18 protein-coding genes, 1 tRNA gene and 1 riboswitch are annotated in these 16,623 nt (G+C 66.5%); of the genes, 8 read left to right on the top strand and 11 right to left on the bottom strand.

Annotated features, from left to right (window positions below; all coding sequences use genetic code 11):
- Position 1: 1 nt before the first annotated feature.
- The 5 genes from JNL31_RS10615 to JNL31_RS10595 all read left to right on the top strand — a co-directional run bounded on the left by JNL31_RS10615 (position 2) and on the right by JNL31_RS10595 (position 6,241).
- Positions 2 to 814, top strand: coding sequence for a hypothetical protein (locus JNL31_RS10615; protein WP_294973051.1), 813 nt, complete (start codon positions 2 to 4; stop codon positions 812 to 814).
- Positions 811 to 2,601 carry a glycosyltransferase family 2 protein gene (locus JNL31_RS10610; RefSeq protein WP_294973049.1) on the top strand — a complete coding sequence of 597 codons (1,791 nt, stop codon included), beginning with the start codon at positions 811 to 813 and terminating at the stop codon, positions 2,599 to 2,601. The genes JNL31_RS10615 and JNL31_RS10610 overlap by 4 nt, the downstream gene beginning before the upstream one ends.
- A gap of 316 nt (positions 2,602 to 2,917) precedes the next feature.
- Positions 2,918 to 3,016, top strand: a riboswitch (TPP riboswitch).
- Positions 3,017 to 3,052: 36 nt separating this feature from the next.
- Positions 3,053 to 4,036 carry a thiamine ABC transporter substrate binding subunit gene (thiB, locus tag JNL31_RS10605; protein ID WP_294973047.1) on the top strand — a complete coding sequence of 328 codons (984 nt, stop codon included), beginning with the start codon at positions 3,053 to 3,055 and terminating at the stop codon, positions 4,034 to 4,036.
- Positions 4,012 to 5,556 (top strand): thiamine/thiamine pyrophosphate ABC transporter permease ThiP, encoded by a 1,545-nt coding sequence (locus JNL31_RS10600; RefSeq protein ID WP_294973045.1) that lies wholly within the window; start codon positions 4,012 to 4,014, stop codon positions 5,554 to 5,556. The genes thiB and JNL31_RS10600 overlap by 25 nt, the downstream gene beginning before the upstream one ends.
- A complete protein-coding gene (locus JNL31_RS10595; RefSeq protein ID WP_294973043.1) occupies positions 5,543 to 6,241 on the top strand; it encodes an ATP-binding cassette domain-containing protein in 699 nt (232 codons plus the stop codon). The genes JNL31_RS10600 and JNL31_RS10595 overlap by 14 nt, the downstream gene beginning before the upstream one ends.
- Positions 6,242 to 6,289: 48 nt before the next feature.
- On the opposite strand, the gene JNL31_RS10590 is transcribed toward JNL31_RS10595, so the two are convergent.
- From JNL31_RS10590 to JNL31_RS10545, 10 genes are all read right to left on the bottom strand, one after another.
- Entirely contained in the window at positions 6,290 to 7,078 is a 789-nt protein-coding gene (locus tag JNL31_RS10590; protein ID WP_294973042.1) for a cytochrome c1, read from the bottom strand.
- A 13-nt stretch (positions 7,079 to 7,091) separates the two neighbouring features.
- Positions 7,092 to 8,414 carry a cytochrome b gene (gene petB / locus JNL31_RS10585; RefSeq protein WP_294973040.1) on the bottom strand — a complete coding sequence of 441 codons (1,323 nt, stop codon included), beginning with the start codon at positions 8,412 to 8,414 and terminating at the stop codon, positions 7,092 to 7,094.
- Between the two features lie 11 nt (positions 8,415 to 8,425).
- Complete coding sequence (gene petA, locus JNL31_RS10580; protein ID WP_294973038.1) at positions 8,426 to 8,998, bottom strand: ubiquinol-cytochrome c reductase iron-sulfur subunit; 573 nt, start codon at positions 8,996 to 8,998, stop codon at positions 8,426 to 8,428.
- Positions 8,999 to 9,191: 193 nt separating this feature from the next.
- Entirely contained in the window at positions 9,192 to 9,800 is a 609-nt protein-coding gene (locus JNL31_RS10575) for a glutathione S-transferase (RefSeq protein ID WP_294973036.1), read from the bottom strand.
- Positions 9,797 to 10,099: a hypothetical protein gene (locus tag JNL31_RS10570; RefSeq protein ID WP_294973034.1), complete on the bottom strand. Its 303-nt coding sequence runs from the start codon at positions 10,097 to 10,099 to the stop codon at positions 9,797 to 9,799. The genes JNL31_RS10575 and JNL31_RS10570 overlap by 4 nt, the downstream gene beginning before the upstream one ends.
- 58 nt (positions 10,100 to 10,157) lie before the next feature.
- Positions 10,158 to 10,661, bottom strand: coding sequence for a hypothetical protein (locus tag JNL31_RS10565; RefSeq protein ID WP_294973032.1), 504 nt, complete (start codon positions 10,659 to 10,661; stop codon positions 10,158 to 10,160).
- Between the two features lie 79 nt (positions 10,662 to 10,740).
- On the bottom strand, positions 10,741 to 11,367 hold the full coding sequence (locus JNL31_RS10560; protein ID WP_294973030.1) for an FMN-binding negative transcriptional regulator: 627 nt from the start codon (positions 11,365 to 11,367) through the stop codon (positions 10,741 to 10,743).
- Positions 11,368 to 11,436: 69 nt separating this feature from the next.
- Positions 11,437 to 11,859, bottom strand: coding sequence for a GNAT family N-acetyltransferase (locus JNL31_RS10555; RefSeq protein ID WP_294973028.1), 423 nt, complete (start codon positions 11,857 to 11,859; stop codon positions 11,437 to 11,439).
- A gap of 153 nt (positions 11,860 to 12,012) precedes the next feature.
- On the bottom strand, positions 12,013 to 12,138 hold the full coding sequence (gene ykgO / locus JNL31_RS10550) for a type B 50S ribosomal protein L36 (protein ID WP_023666132.1): 126 nt from the start codon (positions 12,136 to 12,138) through the stop codon (positions 12,013 to 12,015).
- A 70-nt stretch (positions 12,139 to 12,208) separates the two neighbouring features.
- Positions 12,209 to 12,283 (bottom strand) — tRNA-Val (locus tag JNL31_RS10545).
- 163 nt (positions 12,284 to 12,446) lie between these two features.
- Here JNL31_RS10545 and JNL31_RS10540 point away from each other — a divergent pair.
- The 3 genes from JNL31_RS10540 (at position 12,447) to JNL31_RS10530 (ending at position 15,263) form a co-directional block, all read left to right on the top strand.
- Entirely contained in the window at positions 12,447 to 13,316 is an 870-nt protein-coding gene (locus tag JNL31_RS10540) for an N-formylglutamate amidohydrolase (RefSeq protein WP_294973024.1), read from the top strand.
- A gap of 63 nt (positions 13,317 to 13,379) precedes the next feature.
- The gene (locus JNL31_RS10535) at positions 13,380 to 14,216 is read left to right on the top strand and encodes an alpha/beta hydrolase (RefSeq protein ID WP_294973023.1); all 837 of its coding nucleotides are present in this window, start codon (positions 13,380 to 13,382) and stop codon (positions 14,214 to 14,216) included.
- A 354-nt stretch (positions 14,217 to 14,570) separates the two neighbouring features.
- Positions 14,571 to 15,263: a hypothetical protein gene (locus JNL31_RS10530; RefSeq protein WP_294973021.1), complete on the top strand. Its 693-nt coding sequence runs from the start codon at positions 14,571 to 14,573 to the stop codon at positions 15,261 to 15,263.
- 99 nt (positions 15,264 to 15,362) lie between these two features.
- Here the strand turns inward: JNL31_RS10530 and JNL31_RS10525 are convergent, their stop codons facing one another.
- Positions 15,363 to 16,619 carry a DNA polymerase IV gene (locus JNL31_RS10525; RefSeq protein ID WP_294973019.1) on the bottom strand — a complete coding sequence of 419 codons (1,257 nt, stop codon included), beginning with the start codon at positions 16,617 to 16,619 and terminating at the stop codon, positions 15,363 to 15,365.
- Positions 16,620 to 16,623 lie beyond the last annotated feature (4 nt).

Below are 16,623 nucleotides of genomic sequence, written 5' to 3'. Positions count from 1 at the left end.
CATGACCCTGAACCGCCGCCCTGTCGCCTCGCTCTGGATTGGCGAAAGCCTGCACTACATCAACCAGCTGTGCCTGAAATCGCACCTGGTGATGGGCCATCCGGTTACGCTATATTGCACCGACAGCGTGCGCAATGTGCCCCAGGGGGTCGAGGTCCGCCCGGCCTCGGAGATCATGCAGATCGACCGCGCCATCGTCGCCGAAACCTCGGCCTCGTTCCTGTCGAATGTCTTCCGCTACAAGATGATCGCCGCCACCGGCGCGATCTGGATCGACTGCGACGCCTACTGCTACCGCCCCTTCCCGGAAGGCCAGGAGCATATCTACGCGGGCCACGGGATGCGCGGTGCGCTGAACTGCGGCGTGGTGGCGATGCCCAAGACGGGCAAGCTGATCGAAAGTCTGCTCGACTACTACGACAACCTGCCCGACTACCCCGCCTGGTGGGGCAACAAGCAGCGCCGGAAGATGGACAAGCTGGACCGCTCGCTGCCGAAACCCGTCCGCATCTACCAGACCGAACGCACCGCCTTCGGTCCGCAAGCCTTCACCCACTTTGCGCAAGTGACCGGCGACATCGACAAGGCGATGGGGGCCGACACGCTTTACCCCGTGCCCTTCCAGCTGAACGATGTCTTCTACGACCCGCATTCCAACGTCGAGGGGCATTTCACCGACGCGACCCTTTCCGTCCACATCTACACCAACGCCGCCCGGCCCTGGTGGCGCAAGAACCCGCCGCTGAAAGGCAGCTACATCGCCCGCATGTGCGAGAAGCTCGACATCGACGCCACCGCCGCGCTGGAAGAATGAGTTTCACGAAGCAGACCAGCCCGCACGGCTCGCTCGTCGCGCTCTCCACCATGAAGGACGAAGGTCCGACCGTGGTGGAATGGGTGGCCCACCACCTTGCGGTCGGATTTACCGAGGTGATTGTCTACACCAACGACTGCTCGGACGGGACCGATACGCTCCTCAAGCGGCTGGAAGCGATGGACATCGGCGTCCACCACCGCGAGAACGTGATCCCCGAAGGCATGAAGCCCCACCCCTCGATGCTGAAAAGCGCGGCGGAGGAAGAGCTGATCGTCAACTCCGACTGGCTTCTGGTTCTGGATGCCGACGAATTCCTCTGCATCAACCACCCCTCCGGCACGCTGGACGGGCTGGTGACTGACCTGAACGCGATGAACGCCCATGCCATGGTCCTGACCTGGCGCATCTTCGGGTCGTCCGGGGTGCGCGACTGGTCCCGCGACCCCATCACCGACCAGTTCACCCGCGCCGCGCCCGAGTTCTGGAACAAGGGCTGGGGCACCAAGACCCTGCTCAAGTTCGACCCGAAGTTTCTGCGGCTGGGCATGCACCGCCCGATCATCAAGTCGCAGCACAAGGACACCGACTATCCGGAAAGCGTCCTCTGGGTGAACGGCTCGGGCCGCCCGCTGGAAGACTGGTTCAAGTTCCGCGGCTGGCGGTCGATCCGCCGGACGGTGGGCTACGACTGGGCGCAGATCAACCACTACGCCATCAAGTCGATGGACGCCTATTCCCTGCGCAAGTTCCGCGGCAACGCCAACCTCAAGAAGGACAAGTACAATTCCGACTACTGGTCACTTCAGGACCGGAATGAGGTCGAGGATACCCGCATCTTCCGCCACCGGGAACGGCGGGCCGAAATCATGGCCGAGTTGCTGAAGGACGAAGAAGTCCGCCGCCTGCACGCCGCCGCCCATGCCAGGGCCGAGGCGCGACTGGCCGAATACCAGCAGTCCCCGGACTACCAGGCCTATGTCGCGAACCTTGTCGCCGCGTCGAACGTGCCGATCAGTCAGGTCGTGGCCAAGCCGCCCAAGGCCCGCGATCCCGAGGCGGTGAAGGCCGTCCAGTCCAAACTGGAACAGCGCCGCAATGCCCAGCCGAAAGTGGAGCGCCGTACCCCGCCCCCGCCCGGCTGGGGCTCGCCCTTCGCTTCGCCCTATGTCTCGGGCGAGGCCGACGTTTCCGCCGAGATCCCGCTGGAGACGGTGGAAAACCAGTCCCTGAAAATTCCGCTCGACCCCCGCATCTTCACCGCCGCGACGCTGGAGGTGCTGAAGTCCGGCAAGTTCGACCGCCGCCACGCCCGCAATATCGCGGGCTTCCTGAACGGCTGCACCCGGCTTCTCGACCTCGACTGCGGCATCGGCTTCGTCGCGCTTCGGGCGAAGGCGGCGAACCCCGACTTGCAGGTGACGATCCACGAGGAACGTCCCGCGCTCCTGACCCTGTCCCGCCGCATCGCCGCGCTGAACTTCCCCGATCCGACCGGAATCGCTTGGTCGCAAGCCACGCTGAACCCCGACGGTATCTGGTCCGGCCTGCACAAGCTCATTGCCGACAGGCAGCCAGAGGTCATCCGCCTCTCCGGCCCGCCCCTGCCTGCCGAGGCCTTCACCGCCGAAACCCTGACCGGCGTCCGCCGCATCCTTGTCCCCTTCCTCGACCCCTCGGAAGTTACCGCCGCCCGCTCGAAGTTTGCCTCCGCCCTTGCTGCCCTAGGCTTTGCCGAGGACACGAACGGCGAACCGAACGGCACGATCTACCTGCGCCGCGAGTAGCCTTTCAAACGGACCAAGTAGTTCCGCCCGAGGCGTCCACCGCTTTCCCAAGGCACCCTCCTCCCCCCGGGGTGGGGCGCGCGACCATCAGCCAAGGGGGTGCCAGCTCCGATTCGCAGCCCGGGTCTAATGTTGGTTAACCTCTTGCAGGGCCATATCGCGTATGGCCGCTTTCCATACTCAATCCATACTCAATCCATATCAAAAAATGTCGCGCAATCAGGGTATTAATGTGACGCTCTCCAGCCGCCACGCTACTTCCGTTCACCTTTCGCCAACCACTGCCCTTGCGCCCCCGCCGCATTGCCCTATGGTCGCCCTCACCTCGGGGAGCCCTCACCGGCTGAGATGCGAAAGCGAACCCGTCGAACCTGAACCGGATCATACCGGCGGAGGGAAGGTGCATGGGTTTCTCCATCCCCGACCAATCCGTCGCACCTTGGAGAGAGACATGAAACAACACCTCCTTGCTGCGGGCCTTCTGACTGTCGCACTTCCTGCGATGGCCGAAACACCCGTCCTGACCGTCCTGACCTATGACAGCTTCACTTCGGAATGGGGGCCCGGCCCCGCGGTGGAGAAGGCCTTCGAGGCCACCTGCGCCTGCGACCTGCAATTCGTCCCCGCTGGCGACGGTGCAGCCCTCCTCGCCCGCATCCAGCTTGAAGGCGCAGCCTCCGACGCGGACGTTGTCCTCGGCCTCGACACCAGCCTCGCCGCCGCCGCTGCGGCCACGCAACTCTTTGCACCACATGGGAAAACTCCGGTCACGAACCTGCCGGTCGCCTATGCCGATCCGCTGTTCCTTCCCTTCGACTGGGGTTGGTTCGCCTTCGTCTACGACAAGACCAAGCTGCCCGAACCGCCGAAAACATTCGAAGCCCTCGCCGCCTCCGACCTGAAGGTCGTGATCGAGGATCCCCGGTCCTCGACCCCCGGGCTTGGCCTTCTCCTCTGGGTGAAGGCGGCCTATGGCGACAAGGCGGCGGAGATATGGAAGGGCCTTGCCGACAACATCGTCACCGTCACCCCCGGCTGGTCTGAGGCCTATGGCCTGTTCCTGGAGGGCGAGGCCGACATGGTCCTCAGCTACACCACCAGCCCGGCCTACCATCTGATTGCGGAAAGCGACGACACAAAGGCTGCGGCCCTGTTCGACGAAGGCCACTACATGCAGATCGAGGTGGCCGGGAAGCTGGCTGCCTCCGACCAGCCCGAGCTGGCGGACAAGTTCCTCGACTTCATGCTGACCGACGCCTTCCAGTCGGCCCTTCCCAAGACCAACTGGATGTATCCCGCCGTGACCCCCGCCGCGGGCCTGCCGCAGGGGTTCGACACGTTCCGGCCCGCAAAGTCGCTCTTGATGACCCCCGAGGAAGCGCAGGCCGCCCGCGACCCGGCGCTGACCGAATGGCAAACCGCGCTCGCCCGCTAGGCCTTGCCGCCCCGACGCTGGCAGCCCTGCTGCTCGCGCTGGTCATGGCCCCCCTCGCCGCCGTGGGGTGGCGGGGGGCGGACATGACGCTGCGTCCGTCGGACTGGATGGCCGTCCGGTTCTCGGTCACGCAAGCCATTCTTTCGGCAGTCTTTTCTACCCTCCTCGCCATTCCCGTTGCCCGTGCCTTGGCACGACGTCGCTTTCCCGGCCGCGCCGCGCTCATCACCCTGATGGGCGCGCCGTTCCTGCTTCCCGCCGTTGTGGCCGTGCTTGGCCTCCTCGCCGTCTTCGGCCGCTCAGGTCTGCTGAACACCGTCCTCGTGGCTCTTGGCCTGCCCCCGGTCTCGATCTTCGGGCTGCATGGGGTCGTCCTCGCCCATGTCTTCCTGAACCTGCCCCTCGCCACCCGGATGCTTCTGCAGGGCTGGCTTGCCATCCCGGCCGAGCGTATCCGTCTGGCGCAATCGCTTGGCTTCGGGCCTGCAGAGACGTTCCGCCACCTTGAACGCCCCATGCTGCGCGAGGTGGTGCCGGGAGTGCTGCTGGTCATCCTCGTAATCTGCCTTACCAGCTTTGCCGTGGTGATCACCCTGGGTGGCGGGCCTTCGGCCACCACGATCGAGCTGGCGATCTACCAGGCGGTCCGGTTCGAGTTCGACCTTGGTCGCGCTGCCGTGCTGGCTGGCCTTCAGCTTGCCCTGGGCGGCATGGCGGCTTTGGTCGCCTGGACTTTCAGCCGCCCGGCAGGCTTCGGATCGGGGCTGGACCGCGTCCTGGCACTTGCCGCCCCCTCTGGTTGGCGGCGGGGAGTGGATGCGACGTTGCTGATTTCGGCCACGCTGTTCCTGGCCCTGCCCCTTCTTGCTGTCCTGCTGCGCGGCTTGCCCGGGTTGACCGACCTGCCGCCTTCGGTCTTGCCGTCTGCCGCCCGCTCGATTCTTGTCGCGCTGGCCTCGGCGCTCTTGACCACTGTTGCCGCGCTGACCCTGGCGCTGGCATCGGCCCGACGGCCCCGCGCGCTGCTCGAACTCGCGGCGACCCTGCCGCTTGCGACCTCGGGACTGGTCCTCGGCACCGGGCTTTTCCTGCTGATCCAGCCCTTTGCGCCGCCGATGGCCCTGGCCCTGCCCGTCACGATCCTGGTCAACGTGGCGCTCTCGCTACCCTATCTTTACCGCATCCTCCTGCCGGAGACCCGCGCCCTGCAAGCCGACTACGGGCGCCTTGCCGACAGCCTTGCGTTGACCGGCTGGTCGCGGTTGCGCTGGCTGGTCCTGCCCCGGCTGGCCCGCCCGCTGGGCTTTGGCGCCGGAATCGCGGCGGCGCTGTCGATGGGCGACCTTGGGGTCATCGCGCTGTTCGCCGGGGAACGGCAGGCCACGCTGCCGCTGGTCGTCAGCCAGTTGGCAGGGGCCTACCGCATGGATGCCGCCGCCGCGGCTGCGTTGATCCTTGTCGCCCTGTCTTTCGCCCTGTTCTGGGCCTTTGACGCCGGAGGCCGCCGTGTTGCAGCTTGACCGCCTGACGATCACCCAAGGCGACTTCCACCTGACCGCCGACTGGTCCGCCGCCGCGGGTGCCCGCATCGCCGTGATGGGGCCGTCGGGCGCGGGCAAGTCCACGCTGCTGTCGGTGATCGCCGGCTTCTTCCCCCAGGCCTCGGGACGGGTGCTGTGGCAGGGGCAGGACCTGACCGTCCTCCCGCCGGGGGAGCGCCCGGTGACGATCCTGTTCCAGGACCAGAACCTGTTTCCGCACCTCAGCGTCGCACAGAACCTCGGCCTCGGCCTGCGCCCCGACCTGCGCCTGACAGGCGCCGATCATGATCAAATAGACAAGGCGCTGGAGCGTGTCGGGCTTCAGGGCCTGGGCCCCCGCCGCCCAGCGCAGCTTTCGGGAGGCCAGGCCAGCCGGGCGGCGCTGGCGCGGGCGCTGCTTCGCTCCCGGCCGATGCTCTTGCTGGACGAACCCTTCGCCGCGCTTGGCCCCGCGCTTCGGGCCGAGATGCTGGATCTGGTGCGCGAGGTGGCGGACGAAACCGGGGCGCTGGTGCTGATGGTCACGCATGACCCGCAGGATGCCCTGGCGCTGGACGGCGATACGGCTTTCGTCGCCGAGGGGGTCGTCCATCCCCCGGTTCCGACGGTCGAGCTTCTCGCCGACCCGCCGCCCGCCGTGCAGGATTACCTCGGCCGCAAATGAAAAACCCCGCGCGATGGCGGGGTTTTCCGTAAGCCTGGAACAGGCCGATCAGGCGTGCTTCTTGCCCTTGATCCCGGCCCAGATCCGCTTGTTGGTCAGATAGAGCAGCGTCGACAGGACCAGAAGGAAGATCACGCTGACAAAGCCTGCGTTCTTCCGGTCCATCAGGTGCGGCTCGGCGGCCCACATCAGGAACGAAGCCACGTCCATCGACATCTGGTCCACCGTCGCCTTGGTGCCGTCGGCATAAGTCACCTGGTCGTCCGACAGCGGCGGTGGCATGCGGATCCAGCCGCTTGCGAAGGCGTGGTTTTCGTAGAAGGTCGAGCCGAACTCCTCCTTCTCCTCGCCGGTATAGCCGGTCAGGATCGCGTGGATGTATTCCGGCCCGCCCATGCCGCGGAACAGCTGGTTGATCCCGCTGCCATAGGGTCCGTGGAAACCGGCGCGCGCCTTGGCCATCAGGCTGAGGTCGGGCGCGCCGGCCCCGGTGTTGGCCGGGAAGTTGTCGGTCGGCAGGCCCTCGCGGTCCTCGCCGGTTTCCTTGTCGGTCACGGTGAACTGCTTGGCATAGGCCCGGACCTGATCTTCCGGCAGGCCGGGGCCACCCTCGTCGGACAGGGTGCGCAGGGGCACATACTTCAGACCGTGGCAGCCTGCACAGACCTCGGTGTAGACCTGAAGGCCGCGCTGCAGCTGGAACTGGTCGAACTTGCCGAACGGGCCTTCATGGGCGAAGGCCACGTCCTCGATATGACCCCCGGTGCCTTCGGCAACGGCTGCGCCCGTGCCAACAGCCAGTACCGATGCGGCGATGAGTGCGATCTTGCGGAACATTGTCGGTTTCCTCTCACTCGGCCGGATGGGCTTTGGAGCCGTAATGGGCGTTGAAGTCTTCCTCGATGGTCGCCGGTTGGGCCAGCGGCTTCTCGATCACGCCCAGAAGCGGCAGGATGACCAGGAAATAGGCGAACCAGTAGGCCGCCGCGATCAGGCTGATCGTGGCATAGGGTTCTTCCGCCGGCATCGCGCCACACCACATCAGGACGACGAAGTCGATGCAGAGAAGCGCGAACCACCACTTGAACATCGGCCGGTAGCGGCCCGACCGCACGGAGGAGGTGTCGAGCCACGGGGTCAGCGCCATGACCGCGATCGCGCCGAACATCGCCAGTACGCCGAAGAACTTCGCGTCGATGATGCCGAACGACAGCCAGTTGGCCGCGATCACCACCCAGACATCGCCGGTGAAGGCGCGCAGGATCGCGTAGAACGGCAGGAAATACCATTCCGGCACGATATGCGCGGGCGTCGCCAGCGGGTTCGCCTCGGTGTAGTTGTCGGGGTGGCCCAGGAAGTTCGGCATGAAGCCGACCACGGCGAAAAAGATCGCCAGAATGATGGCCAGGGCGAACAGGTCCTTGATCACATAGTAGGGCCAGAACGGCACGGTGTCGCGCTCGGCCTCTTCCTTCGAGCCACGGCGCACCTCGACCCCGGTGGGGTTGTTGTTGCCGGTGGTGTGGAAGGCCCAGATGTGGACCGCGACCAGCGCGGCGATCACGAAGGGCAGCAGGTAGTGCAGCGAGAAGAAGCGGTTCAGCGTGGCGTTGTCCACCGCCGGGCCGCCCAAGAGCCAGGTCTGGATCGGCTCGCCGATGCCCGGGATCGCGCCGAAGAGACCGGTGATCACCGTGGCACCCCAGAACGACATCTGGCCCCAGGGCAGGACGTAGCCCATGAAGGCGGTGCCCATCATGCAGAGGTAGATGATCATCCCGACGATCCAGGTGATCTCGCGCGGGGCCTTGTAGCTGCCGTAGTAGAGGCCGCGGAAGATATGCAGGTAGACGGCGAAGAAGAACAGCGAGGCGCCGTTCGCATGCAGGTAGCGCAGCATGTAGCCGCCGTTCACGTCGCGCATGATATGCTCGACCGAGGCGAAGGCCATGGCGACATGCGGGGTGTAGTGCATCGCCAGGACGATGCCGGTGACGATCTGCAGCGCCAGGCAGAAGGTGAGGACGATACCCCAGATCCACATCCAGTTCAGGTTCTTGGGCGTGGGGATCATGATGGTGTCGTAGAGAAGCCCGATGATCGGCAGGCGCTTGTCAACCCAGCGCTCGGCGGCGGTCTTGGGCTCGTAATGGTCGTGCGGGATTCCGGCCATGATGCTGATCCTTACCCAAGCTTGATCGTGGTTTCGTCGAAGAAGGCGGTGACGGGCACAGGCAGGTTGCGCGGGGCGGGCCCTTTGCGGATGCGACCGGCGGTGTCGTAGTGCGATCCGTGGCAGGGGCAGAACCAGCCGCCGAAATCCCCGGCACCGTCGCCCAGCGGCACGCAGCCAAGGTGGGTGCAGACGCCCATCATCACCAGCCACTCGCCCGCTTCATCCAGCGTGCGGTTCGCGTCCGAGGCGTCGGCCTCCGGCTTGTTGCTGTTCTCGGCACTGGTGTCGACCAGCTCTTCCAGCTTCACGGCGCGTCCGGCCTCGATCTCTTCGGGGCTGCGGCGGCGGATGAAGACCGGCTTGCCGCGCCATTTGACCGTCAGCTGCGTCCCGACCTCGACCGCCGAGACATCGACCATGATCGACGCCAGGGCGCGGGTGTCGGCCGAGGGGTTCATCTGGTTGACCAGCGGCCAGACCGCGGCGCCAGTGGCCACCACCCCGGCACCTGCCGTTGCGTAGTACAGGAAATCCCGCCGAGTGCCTTCGCCGGTGCCTGCGTGATCGTCTACGTGGGACACGAGATCTTCTCCCCTATCAGGCCGTCGGATACCGGCCCATATGACTTGAGGGGCCATGGAAGACCATACCCCGCCGCCCGCGTATCTAGCCAAGGCTTTCCGCCACGTCCAGCGGACAAAGCCGCAGGGCTTCGCATTTCTGTGCGGCAGTTCGTCCTGTGTGTCGCAAGGGTCGCGGGTTACCCCCCGGGCTTCAGGCGTCTGGCGCGGTGGCCTGCATAGCAGGACGGGCTGCGAAGCTGGCAAACCAGCCGGTCAGCGTCGGGTGCGCGCCACGCCAGTCCCGATCGGCATGGCGGAAGTCGAGGTAGCCCAACGCGCAGCCGATGGCGATCTGGCCCATGTCGACCGGGCCGGAGAGATGGCTGATCCAGCGCTCCTCCAGCGCGGCGAGGGCGCGGGCGATCTTCCGCCACTGTGCCTCGGCCCAGTCTGGCGATCGCGAGGGTTGGGGGCGGACATGCATTTCGTACCGCATCAGGACGGCGGCCTCGGCGATGCCGTCGCCGGTGGCCTCGATGACCAGCGTATCCCAGAGACGGGGAGCGGCGGGGTAGAGGCCCGCTTGCAGCAGGTCGTCAAGGTAGCGAGTGATCACCCGGCTGTCGTAGAGGGTCGGGCCGCCCTCGCGCTCCAGGGCCGGGATCTTGCCCAGGGGATTGCGGTCCACCGGGATCGTTCCGGGGTCCAGCGGGTTGCCGGAGACGGGGACCAGGGCCACGCGGTCAGCGGCTCCGGCCTCGTGGAGGAGGACCATCACCTTGCGGACGAAGGGCGAGGCGGGGGCGTGGTAGAGCTTCATTTGCCGGTCTGCCGCAGTCGGAAGCGGGCCATGGCCCCGGCGTCCAGTTCCCAGGTCTTGCCGCGGAATCGGATCACCCGGCGCAGGCGGGCAGTGGCGTTGGTCTGCCTGTCTTCGGCCCGGTCGGCGGGACGATGGAGCGAGAGGCCCTCGCCGAGGTCATCCAGCGCATCCTCGGCCCGCTGGTCGGTGCGGCCGGGATGGGTGGCGGCGACGAGGCGGGTCAGGGCGAAGGTCGTGGTCGCGACGACGCCGAACCGAAGGGCAAGAGGCAGCAGGGGGGCGAGGGGCAGGGGCATGGGAACCTCCGTTTCGACGCAGGAATGATAGGGGGGCGGGACAGCGCCTGTAAACGGGTCAGCGCTTTCCGTTCAGCCAGGAGTTGACCGAGGACGCGAGGGTTTCGAGCGGTGACTTGCTGCCGGAGGCTGCCCGCGATGGCCTTTGGTACGCGGTCTGGAGCGGAAAGGGTGGCTCGCCTGTCTTCCAGACAAGCTCCAGCCGCCGATAGGGTCGGCCTTCCGCGATCTTTTCGGCCGGATCGGTCGCTGCCCGGATCGCGGCCAGATCAGCCAATGCCCAATCCCGATGCTGCCAGCCGCGCAAGGTGAACCGGCTGTAGGTGAGCCGTCCCGTGGTGCGATCGAGGGTCAGCCGGACAAAGGCACAGAACACCAGCCCTCCGATCAGCACGGCAAGACCCACAAGGAACAGCACGCCTGCTTCGTTGCTGGCGCCGTGCCGCTGCTTGTCGAGAGCGGCGGCCAGCATCGTCACCGTGATGGCCAGGAAGAGAATCGCCATCAGCCAGGGCGAGGCACTGAGCCGGAGTTTGGCGGGTGTCTTTTCCACGATCTTCATGCTGAGCACCCATCAGTCGATCCCGTCAGACAATCCTAGCAGCCTTTGCCGGGGTTTTCATCGGTGCGTCGCAACGCCGTCACTCGGTGGGCAGGTCGCGCATCAGCGCGGCAATCTGCTGCGCCGGGGCATTGCCCCGCGACAGGACCGCGGCGGCCCGGGCCCTGATTTCCGGGGCCTTGTTCTGGTTCAGCTTCCAGGTAGCGTCGACCGAGTCCACGCGGAAGCGGAACGGCAGGATCATCCGCAGCATCCGGGGCATCGCGCCTTCGGTCATCTTGGCGCTGGTCCAGGGCTGTTTACCCTCGATTCGGCCTTCGTGCTCTGCCGAAAGGGCATCGACATGCGGGCGGAGCGCATCATCCGGCAAGGGCTCCAGCACGCCGCGCAGGTGGACGGCGACGTAGTTCCAGGTCGGAACCTGGTCGGGGACTTCGGAATGCGGGCCGTACCAGTCCGGCGAGATGTAGGCATCCGGGCCGGAGATGGCGAGAAGCGCGGGCAGCGGCAGCCCCGCCCTGGCGATGGGGTTCGAGCGGGCGAGATGCATCTCGGCGAAGCTCGCGTCGTCGTTCAGAAGGAAGGGGACATGCGCGGCAAGCGGGCCCTCTGCGCCGTTGACGGTGAGGATGCCGAAGCCACGGTCGCGGGCGAAGGCAAGGTTGCGGTCACGGGGTTCCTGGCGGAAGGCGGGATTGGGGTGCATGGGTCTGGGCGTTCCGGGGCGGTGGGTCGGGGCAGGACAACATCCTTCGAAGGATTTGGCCCCGGCACATCAGTGGGGCGTAGTCGCAAGCGAGTATAGCGCCAGTTCGTCGCGTCGCTTGGCGCCAACCGATGTCCAGAACGCGGCACCCCCGGTGTTGTCGGTGAAGACCATCAGGTGACATTTGTCGATGCCCGCCTGATGCAGCGCGGCAAGACCGACCTCGACCAGCCTGCGGCCAAGGCCGGTGCGGCGACAGTCGGCGGCGACGGCAAGGTGGTGGATCAGCCCGCGCCGCCCGTCATGGCCGACGAGAATCGTGCCGGTGATCCGCCCATCCGACTCGGCGACGAAGCTGGTGCCGGGGTTGCGGTTGAGGAAGGATTCGAGGGCTGCGGGTTCGTCGGCGGTCGACAGGCCGACACCCGGCGTTGCCTGCCAGAGCGCACGGGCGGCAGCGATGTCGGCGGAAAGGAAGGGGCGGAGGGTCATCGGGACGGGCCTTCTGTGACGGCTCCCCGTTCGACTTCGTCTTCTCGTCGCGGGAAACTGAGAGGAGCAAGGAAGTCACCGACGAGCGGGTGGAATGGAAAAGGCCGCCGAGGTTTCCCAGGGCGGCCCATGATCCAGTCTGCTGAAGCAGGCTCAGCCCTGGCGGGCCTTGTAGCGCTTCTGCGTCTTGTTGATCACATAGACGCGGCCTTTGCGGCGCACGACCTGGCAATCGCGATGGCGCGTCTTCAGCGAGCGGAGCGAGTTGGCGACTTTCATGGTCGTCCTCCTTCTACGCGGCGCGAGATGCGCCAGATTGAAACCCATGCCCCCGCGAGGGAGCGGCGAATGGTGGGCGGTACTGGGATCGAACCAGTGGCCACTACGATGTCAACGTAGTGCTCTACCGCTGAGCTAACCGCCCACTTGAGCCTTGCATCCACCCCGTCCCTTCCGGTGAAACGAAAAGGACGCGGGGCGAACCGCGTCGGTCGGGGCTGCTATACTGACAAGTGCCACAGGCTGCAAGGGGTTTTGGCTTTCCGGATTCTGCGGCTATACCAAGGGGAGGAAGTGGGAGCCTGCCCTTGTCGCGGACCGAGACCGAGGCCTATGTGCTGACCCATCCGCGCGCGCGGACAAGCCCGCTGATCTTTGCCTCGCCGCATTCCGGGCGCGACTATCCGCAGGATTTCCTGGACCAGGCGATGCTGGACCGCCACACGATACGGTCGTCGGAAGACGCTTTTGTCGACCGGCTGTTCGACATGGCTCCCGGGCTCGGCGCACCGCTCCTGGCAGCGCGGGCGCCGCGTGCCTTCATCGACCTGAACCGGGCAGCGGACGAACTGGACCCGGCGGTGATCGAGGGCATCGCGCGGGCTCCGCACAATCCGCGAATCTCCTCGGGCCTCGGGGTGATTCCCCGTGTGGTGGCGGGTGGGCGGGCGATCTATCGCGGCAAGCTGCCGCTGGCAGAGGTCGAAGGGCGGCTCAGGCGGTTCTGGCATCCCTACCACCAGGCGCTGGCGGGGCTGGTCGAAGAGACAAGGGACCAGTTCGGCGAGGCGGTGCTGATCGACTGCCATTCCATGCCGCACGAGGCGATCGAGGCGCATACCAGGCCGGGCCAGCCGCGCCCGGAGGTCGTGCTGGGCGACCGCTACGGCGCGACGGCAGGGCGCGAGGTGATGGAGCGGGTCGAGGCGGCGTTCTCGGGCGCGGGGCTGAGGGTGGGGCGGAATGCGCCTTTCGCGGGGGCCTATGTGGCGCAGGCCTATGGCCGCCCCTCGCGCGGGGTGCATGTGGTGCAGGTCGAGATCGACCGGGCGCTCTACATGGACGAGGTCCGGGTCGCGCCGCTGGCGGGGTTCGAGGGCTTTCGCAGGGTGATGGAGGGCGTGGTGGCCGAACTGGTCGGGGTCGCGGGCCCCGCGCGACAGCTGGCGGCGGAATAGCCGAATCTGTTGACTGTGGCGGGCGGGGCGTCAGTCTTTGCCGATCCCAGAGGAGGAACGCCGATGCGCCTGACGCTTGCTGCCGCCCTTGTCGCCGTCGCGACCATTGCCCATGCCGAGGATCGCTGGATGACGATCCCGAAGCCGCCCGAGATGCCCGCGGCGGCAAGTTCCGGCATGGCGCCGGTGAACGGGATCGAGATGTACTACGCCACCTATGGCGCGGGGGACCCGGTCCTGCTGATCCACGGGGGATTGGGGAATGCCGACATCTGGGCGAACCAGGTGATCGACCTGATGCAGGACCATCTGGTGATCGTGGCCGACAGCCGGGGGCATGGAAGGTCGACCCGGACGGAGGAGCCCTACGGCTATGACCTGATGGCCTCGGACTACCTGGCGCTGCTGGATTTCCTGAAGGTAGATAAGGTGGATCTGGTGGGCTGGTCGGATGGCGGGATCATCGGGCTGGACATCGCGATGACCCACCCGGAGCGGCTGGATCACCTCTTTGCCCATGCCGCCAACATCACCACGGACGGGGTGGACCCGACGGTGGGGGATGATCCGGTGTTCATGGGGATCTATGCGACCTGGATGGGCGAGGAATATGCGAAGCTGTCGCCGACGCCGGACCAGTTCGACGCCTTCGTCGCGCAGATATCCGAGATGTGGGCGAGAGAGCCGAACTGGACCGACGATCAGGTGGCGGCGATCACGGTGCCGGTCGCGGTGGTGGCGGGGGACCATGACGAGGCGATCCTGCCCGCCCATACCGAGAAGATCGCCGCGCTGATTCCGGGGGCGAAGCTGGTGATCCTGCCGGAGGCGAGCCACTTCGCGATGCTTCAGGCGCCGGGGGAATACACGGCGGCGATCCGGGCGTTCATCGACGGGTGAGGGGGCTGTCCACGGTGGACAGATTTTTCGATCCTTTGGAATCAAGGGGTTGGTCGCGTACATTTACCGGATGTTAGGATGTCTGGCGCGCGTCCCCCCACCCCCGGCCCCTCCCCACGGAGAGGGAGGGGAGGCGCTTCCTGCCCGATGGTGTCGCGGGTTGGGGCGGCTGTTGAATTGAGCGCTGACGCGCGAAGACTCTTTGTCTCGCCTCTGGCCTTCGGCCAACCAGCTCGGGCGAAGGGCCTCCGGCGGGGATATTTGGTGCCAGGTGAAAGCTATGGGGTTTCGGAGGAAGTGGGGGACGGGGGTGTGGTAGGGTCGGGGTGAGCGGTTGAGGTTGGGTGGTTCGGGATGAAGAAGGTTCTCGTTGTTGCTGCGATTGCTTCGGTCGTGTTTGCGTTGGTCTGGGCGGTGGTCAACAAGGACCGCTACGCTTGGCGCCAGAAGCTGACCGTCACGGTCGCGACCCCGGCGGGAGAGGTCTCGGCCTCCTCGGTCAGCGCGGTCAGTTGGCGCAAGCAATGGATCCGTTGGGATGGCATGGGCTGGTATTACGACCTGACCGGCGAGGCGGTGGTGGTGGAGGTCGCGCCGGGGCGGTTCCTCTTTGCGCTTCTCAAGGGGGCGGGGACGACGGAATACATGGGCTCGGTCGCCGGGGCCTCGATCGCCGGGCGCGAGGGGCGGGCGATCGACGGGGCGCTGTTCGATGAGGTCCGCGACAAGCGCGACCGGGCGGCGGGGGTGATCACGGTGCCGGAGGGTCAGTATCCGATGCTGGTGACATTTGGCGAAATCGCGGACCCGGCCAGTGTGAAGCTGGTCGATCCGGGCGATCTTGCCGCCAGTTTCGGGCCGGGGGTGAGGTTGACGACGGTGGTGGTGGAGGTGACCGATGAGGCGGTGACGGAGGGAGTGGTGGAGGGCCCGTTGGGGTGGTTGGGGCCGTATCCCGAACCGGCACTTGGGCCTGCAACGGGGCGGGCAGACAACATACCGTTCTATCGTCAAGTGCATATGGGCGACTTCATCCGGCGGCCCTGATTGGACGCGTCGGTGGTGCGCTGTAGCGCACCCTACGGTGTCGCGCCGTCGCGACCGACGATCAGCGAGGAGCGATGCGGGACGCAAGCGAGGAGCGGGTCAGCGGAGGGCGCGGCCCTTGATGATCGCCTCGGCGCCGAACTTGGCGCGGATGGCGTCGGTGGCGCGTTCGGCGGCGGCGCGTTTGGTGGCGTTGGGGTCGAGGAGGTCCTGCGAAAGATCGGCCTGGTCCTCGGGGGCGAGGTCGGAGATGCCGACGCCGATCAGGCGGAAGGGGCCGGTGGTGCCTGCGTGGTCGAAGAGGTCCTTCGCGGCGCGGTAGATGCGGTCGGTGAGCTGGGTGGGGTCGGTCAGGGCATGGCGGCGGGTGACGAGCTGGAAATCGCCCTTCTTCAGCTTGAGGGTCACGGTGCGGCCCGACAGGCGCTTGGCCTTGGCGCGGTCCGCCACCTGTTCGGACAAGCGCCAGATATGGCCGTCGAGGAGGTCGGGGTCAGAGGTGTCCTCGAAGAAGGTGGTCTCTTTCGAGATCGACTTCAGCTTTTCGTCGCGGTTCACCCGGCGGGTGTCCATCCCCCGCGCCAGATGCCAGAGCCGGTCGCCCATCTGGCCGAACCGGGCGGTCAGGTCGGCGCGGTCCCAGCGGAGGAGGTCGGCGATGGTGCGGATGCCTGCGGATTCAAGCGCGGTCTGGGTGGCGGTGCCGACGCCCCAGATGACCCGGACGGGTTTCGGCTTCAGGAAGCTTTCCGTCTCGACCTTGCCGATGACCGAGAAGCCGCGCGGCTTGTCGAGGTCGGAGGCGATTTTCGCGAGGAACTTGTTGTGGGAGAGGCCGATGGAGCCGGTGAGGCCCAGCTCGTCCTCCATCCGCTTGGTCAACCTTGCCAGCAGCACGGCGGGGGGCGCGCCGTGCAGGCGGGCGGTGCCGGTGAGATCGAGGAAAGCCTCGTCCAGCGAGAGGGGTTCGATGGAAGGCGTCAGCTCCTCCATCATCGCGCGGATGGCGCGGGAGGCTTCGGTATAGGCGGAGAAGCGGGGTTTCACCACCACCGCCTCGGGGCAGAGCTTCAGGGCCTGGAACATCGGCATGGCGGAGCGGACGCCCTTGATCCGGGCGATGTAGCAGCAGGTGGAGACGACGCCGCGCTGCCCGCCGCCGACGATGACCGCCTGGTCGCGCAGGGCGGAGTTGTCGCGTTTTTCGACGGAGGCATAGAAGGCGTCGCAGTCCATGTGGGCGATGGAGAGTTGGGCCAGTTCAACGTGCGCCACGATGCGTGGCGACCGGCAGGAGGGGCAGCGGGAGGGCGCCGCATCGGTCAGGGTCAGGCAGTCGCGGCAGAGGCTGGGCATGGGG

This window comes from Tabrizicola sp. (genome assembly GCF_016792905.1).
Classification (GTDB): Bacteria; Pseudomonadota; Alphaproteobacteria; order Rhodobacterales; family Rhodobacteraceae; genus Tabrizicola.
This window is presented reverse-complemented; position numbering and strand designations above follow the sequence as displayed.

What these genes read in the sequence shown, in the direction of transcription:
- petB (WP_294973040.1), bottom strand. Translation starts at nt 8,414, where the DNA reads ATGGCCGGAATCCCGCACGACCATTACGAGCCCAAGACCGCCGCCGAG.
- JNL31_RS10555 (WP_294973028.1), bottom strand. Translation starts at nt 11,859, where the DNA reads ATGACCCTCCGCCCCTTCCTTTCCGCCGACATCGCTGCCGCCCGTGCG.
- thiB (WP_294973047.1), top strand. Translation starts at nt 3,053, where the DNA reads ATGAAACAACACCTCCTTGCTGCGGGCCTTCTGACTGTCGCACTTCCT.
- JNL31_RS10590 (WP_294973042.1), bottom strand. Translation starts at nt 7,078, where the DNA reads ATGTTCCGCAAGATCGCACTCATCGCCGCATCGGTACTGGCTGTTGGC.
- JNL31_RS10535 (WP_294973023.1), top strand. Translation starts at nt 13,380, where the DNA reads ATGCGCCTGACGCTTGCTGCCGCCCTTGTCGCCGTCGCGACCATTGCC.
- JNL31_RS10610 (WP_294973049.1), top strand. Translation starts at nt 811, where the DNA reads ATGAGTTTCACGAAGCAGACCAGCCCGCACGGCTCGCTCGTCGCGCTC.
- JNL31_RS10525 (WP_294973019.1), bottom strand. Translation starts at nt 16,619, where the DNA reads ATGCCCAGCCTCTGCCGCGACTGCCTGACCCTGACCGATGCGGCGCCC.
- JNL31_RS10575 (WP_294973036.1), bottom strand. Translation starts at nt 9,800, where the DNA reads ATGAAGCTCTACCACGCCCCCGCCTCGCCCTTCGTCCGCAAGGTGATG.
- JNL31_RS10600 (WP_294973045.1), top strand. Translation starts at nt 4,012, where the DNA reads ATGGCAAACCGCGCTCGCCCGCTAGGCCTTGCCGCCCCGACGCTGGCA.
- JNL31_RS10560 (WP_294973030.1), bottom strand. Translation starts at nt 11,367, where the DNA reads ATGCACCCCAATCCCGCCTTCCGCCAGGAACCCCGTGACCGCAACCTT.
- JNL31_RS10565 (WP_294973032.1), bottom strand. Translation starts at nt 10,661, where the DNA reads ATGAAGATCGTGGAAAAGACACCCGCCAAACTCCGGCTCAGTGCCTCG.
- JNL31_RS10615 (WP_294973051.1), top strand. Translation starts at nt 2, where the DNA reads ATGACCCTGAACCGCCGCCCTGTCGCCTCGCTCTGGATTGGCGAAAGC.
- ykgO (WP_023666132.1), bottom strand. Translation starts at nt 12,138, where the DNA reads ATGAAAGTCGCCAACTCGCTCCGCTCGCTGAAGACGCGCCATCGCGAT.
- JNL31_RS10530 (WP_294973021.1), top strand. Translation starts at nt 14,571, where the DNA reads ATGAAGAAGGTTCTCGTTGTTGCTGCGATTGCTTCGGTCGTGTTTGCG.
- JNL31_RS10570 (WP_294973034.1), bottom strand. Translation starts at nt 10,099, where the DNA reads ATGCCCCTGCCCCTCGCCCCCCTGCTGCCTCTTGCCCTTCGGTTCGGC.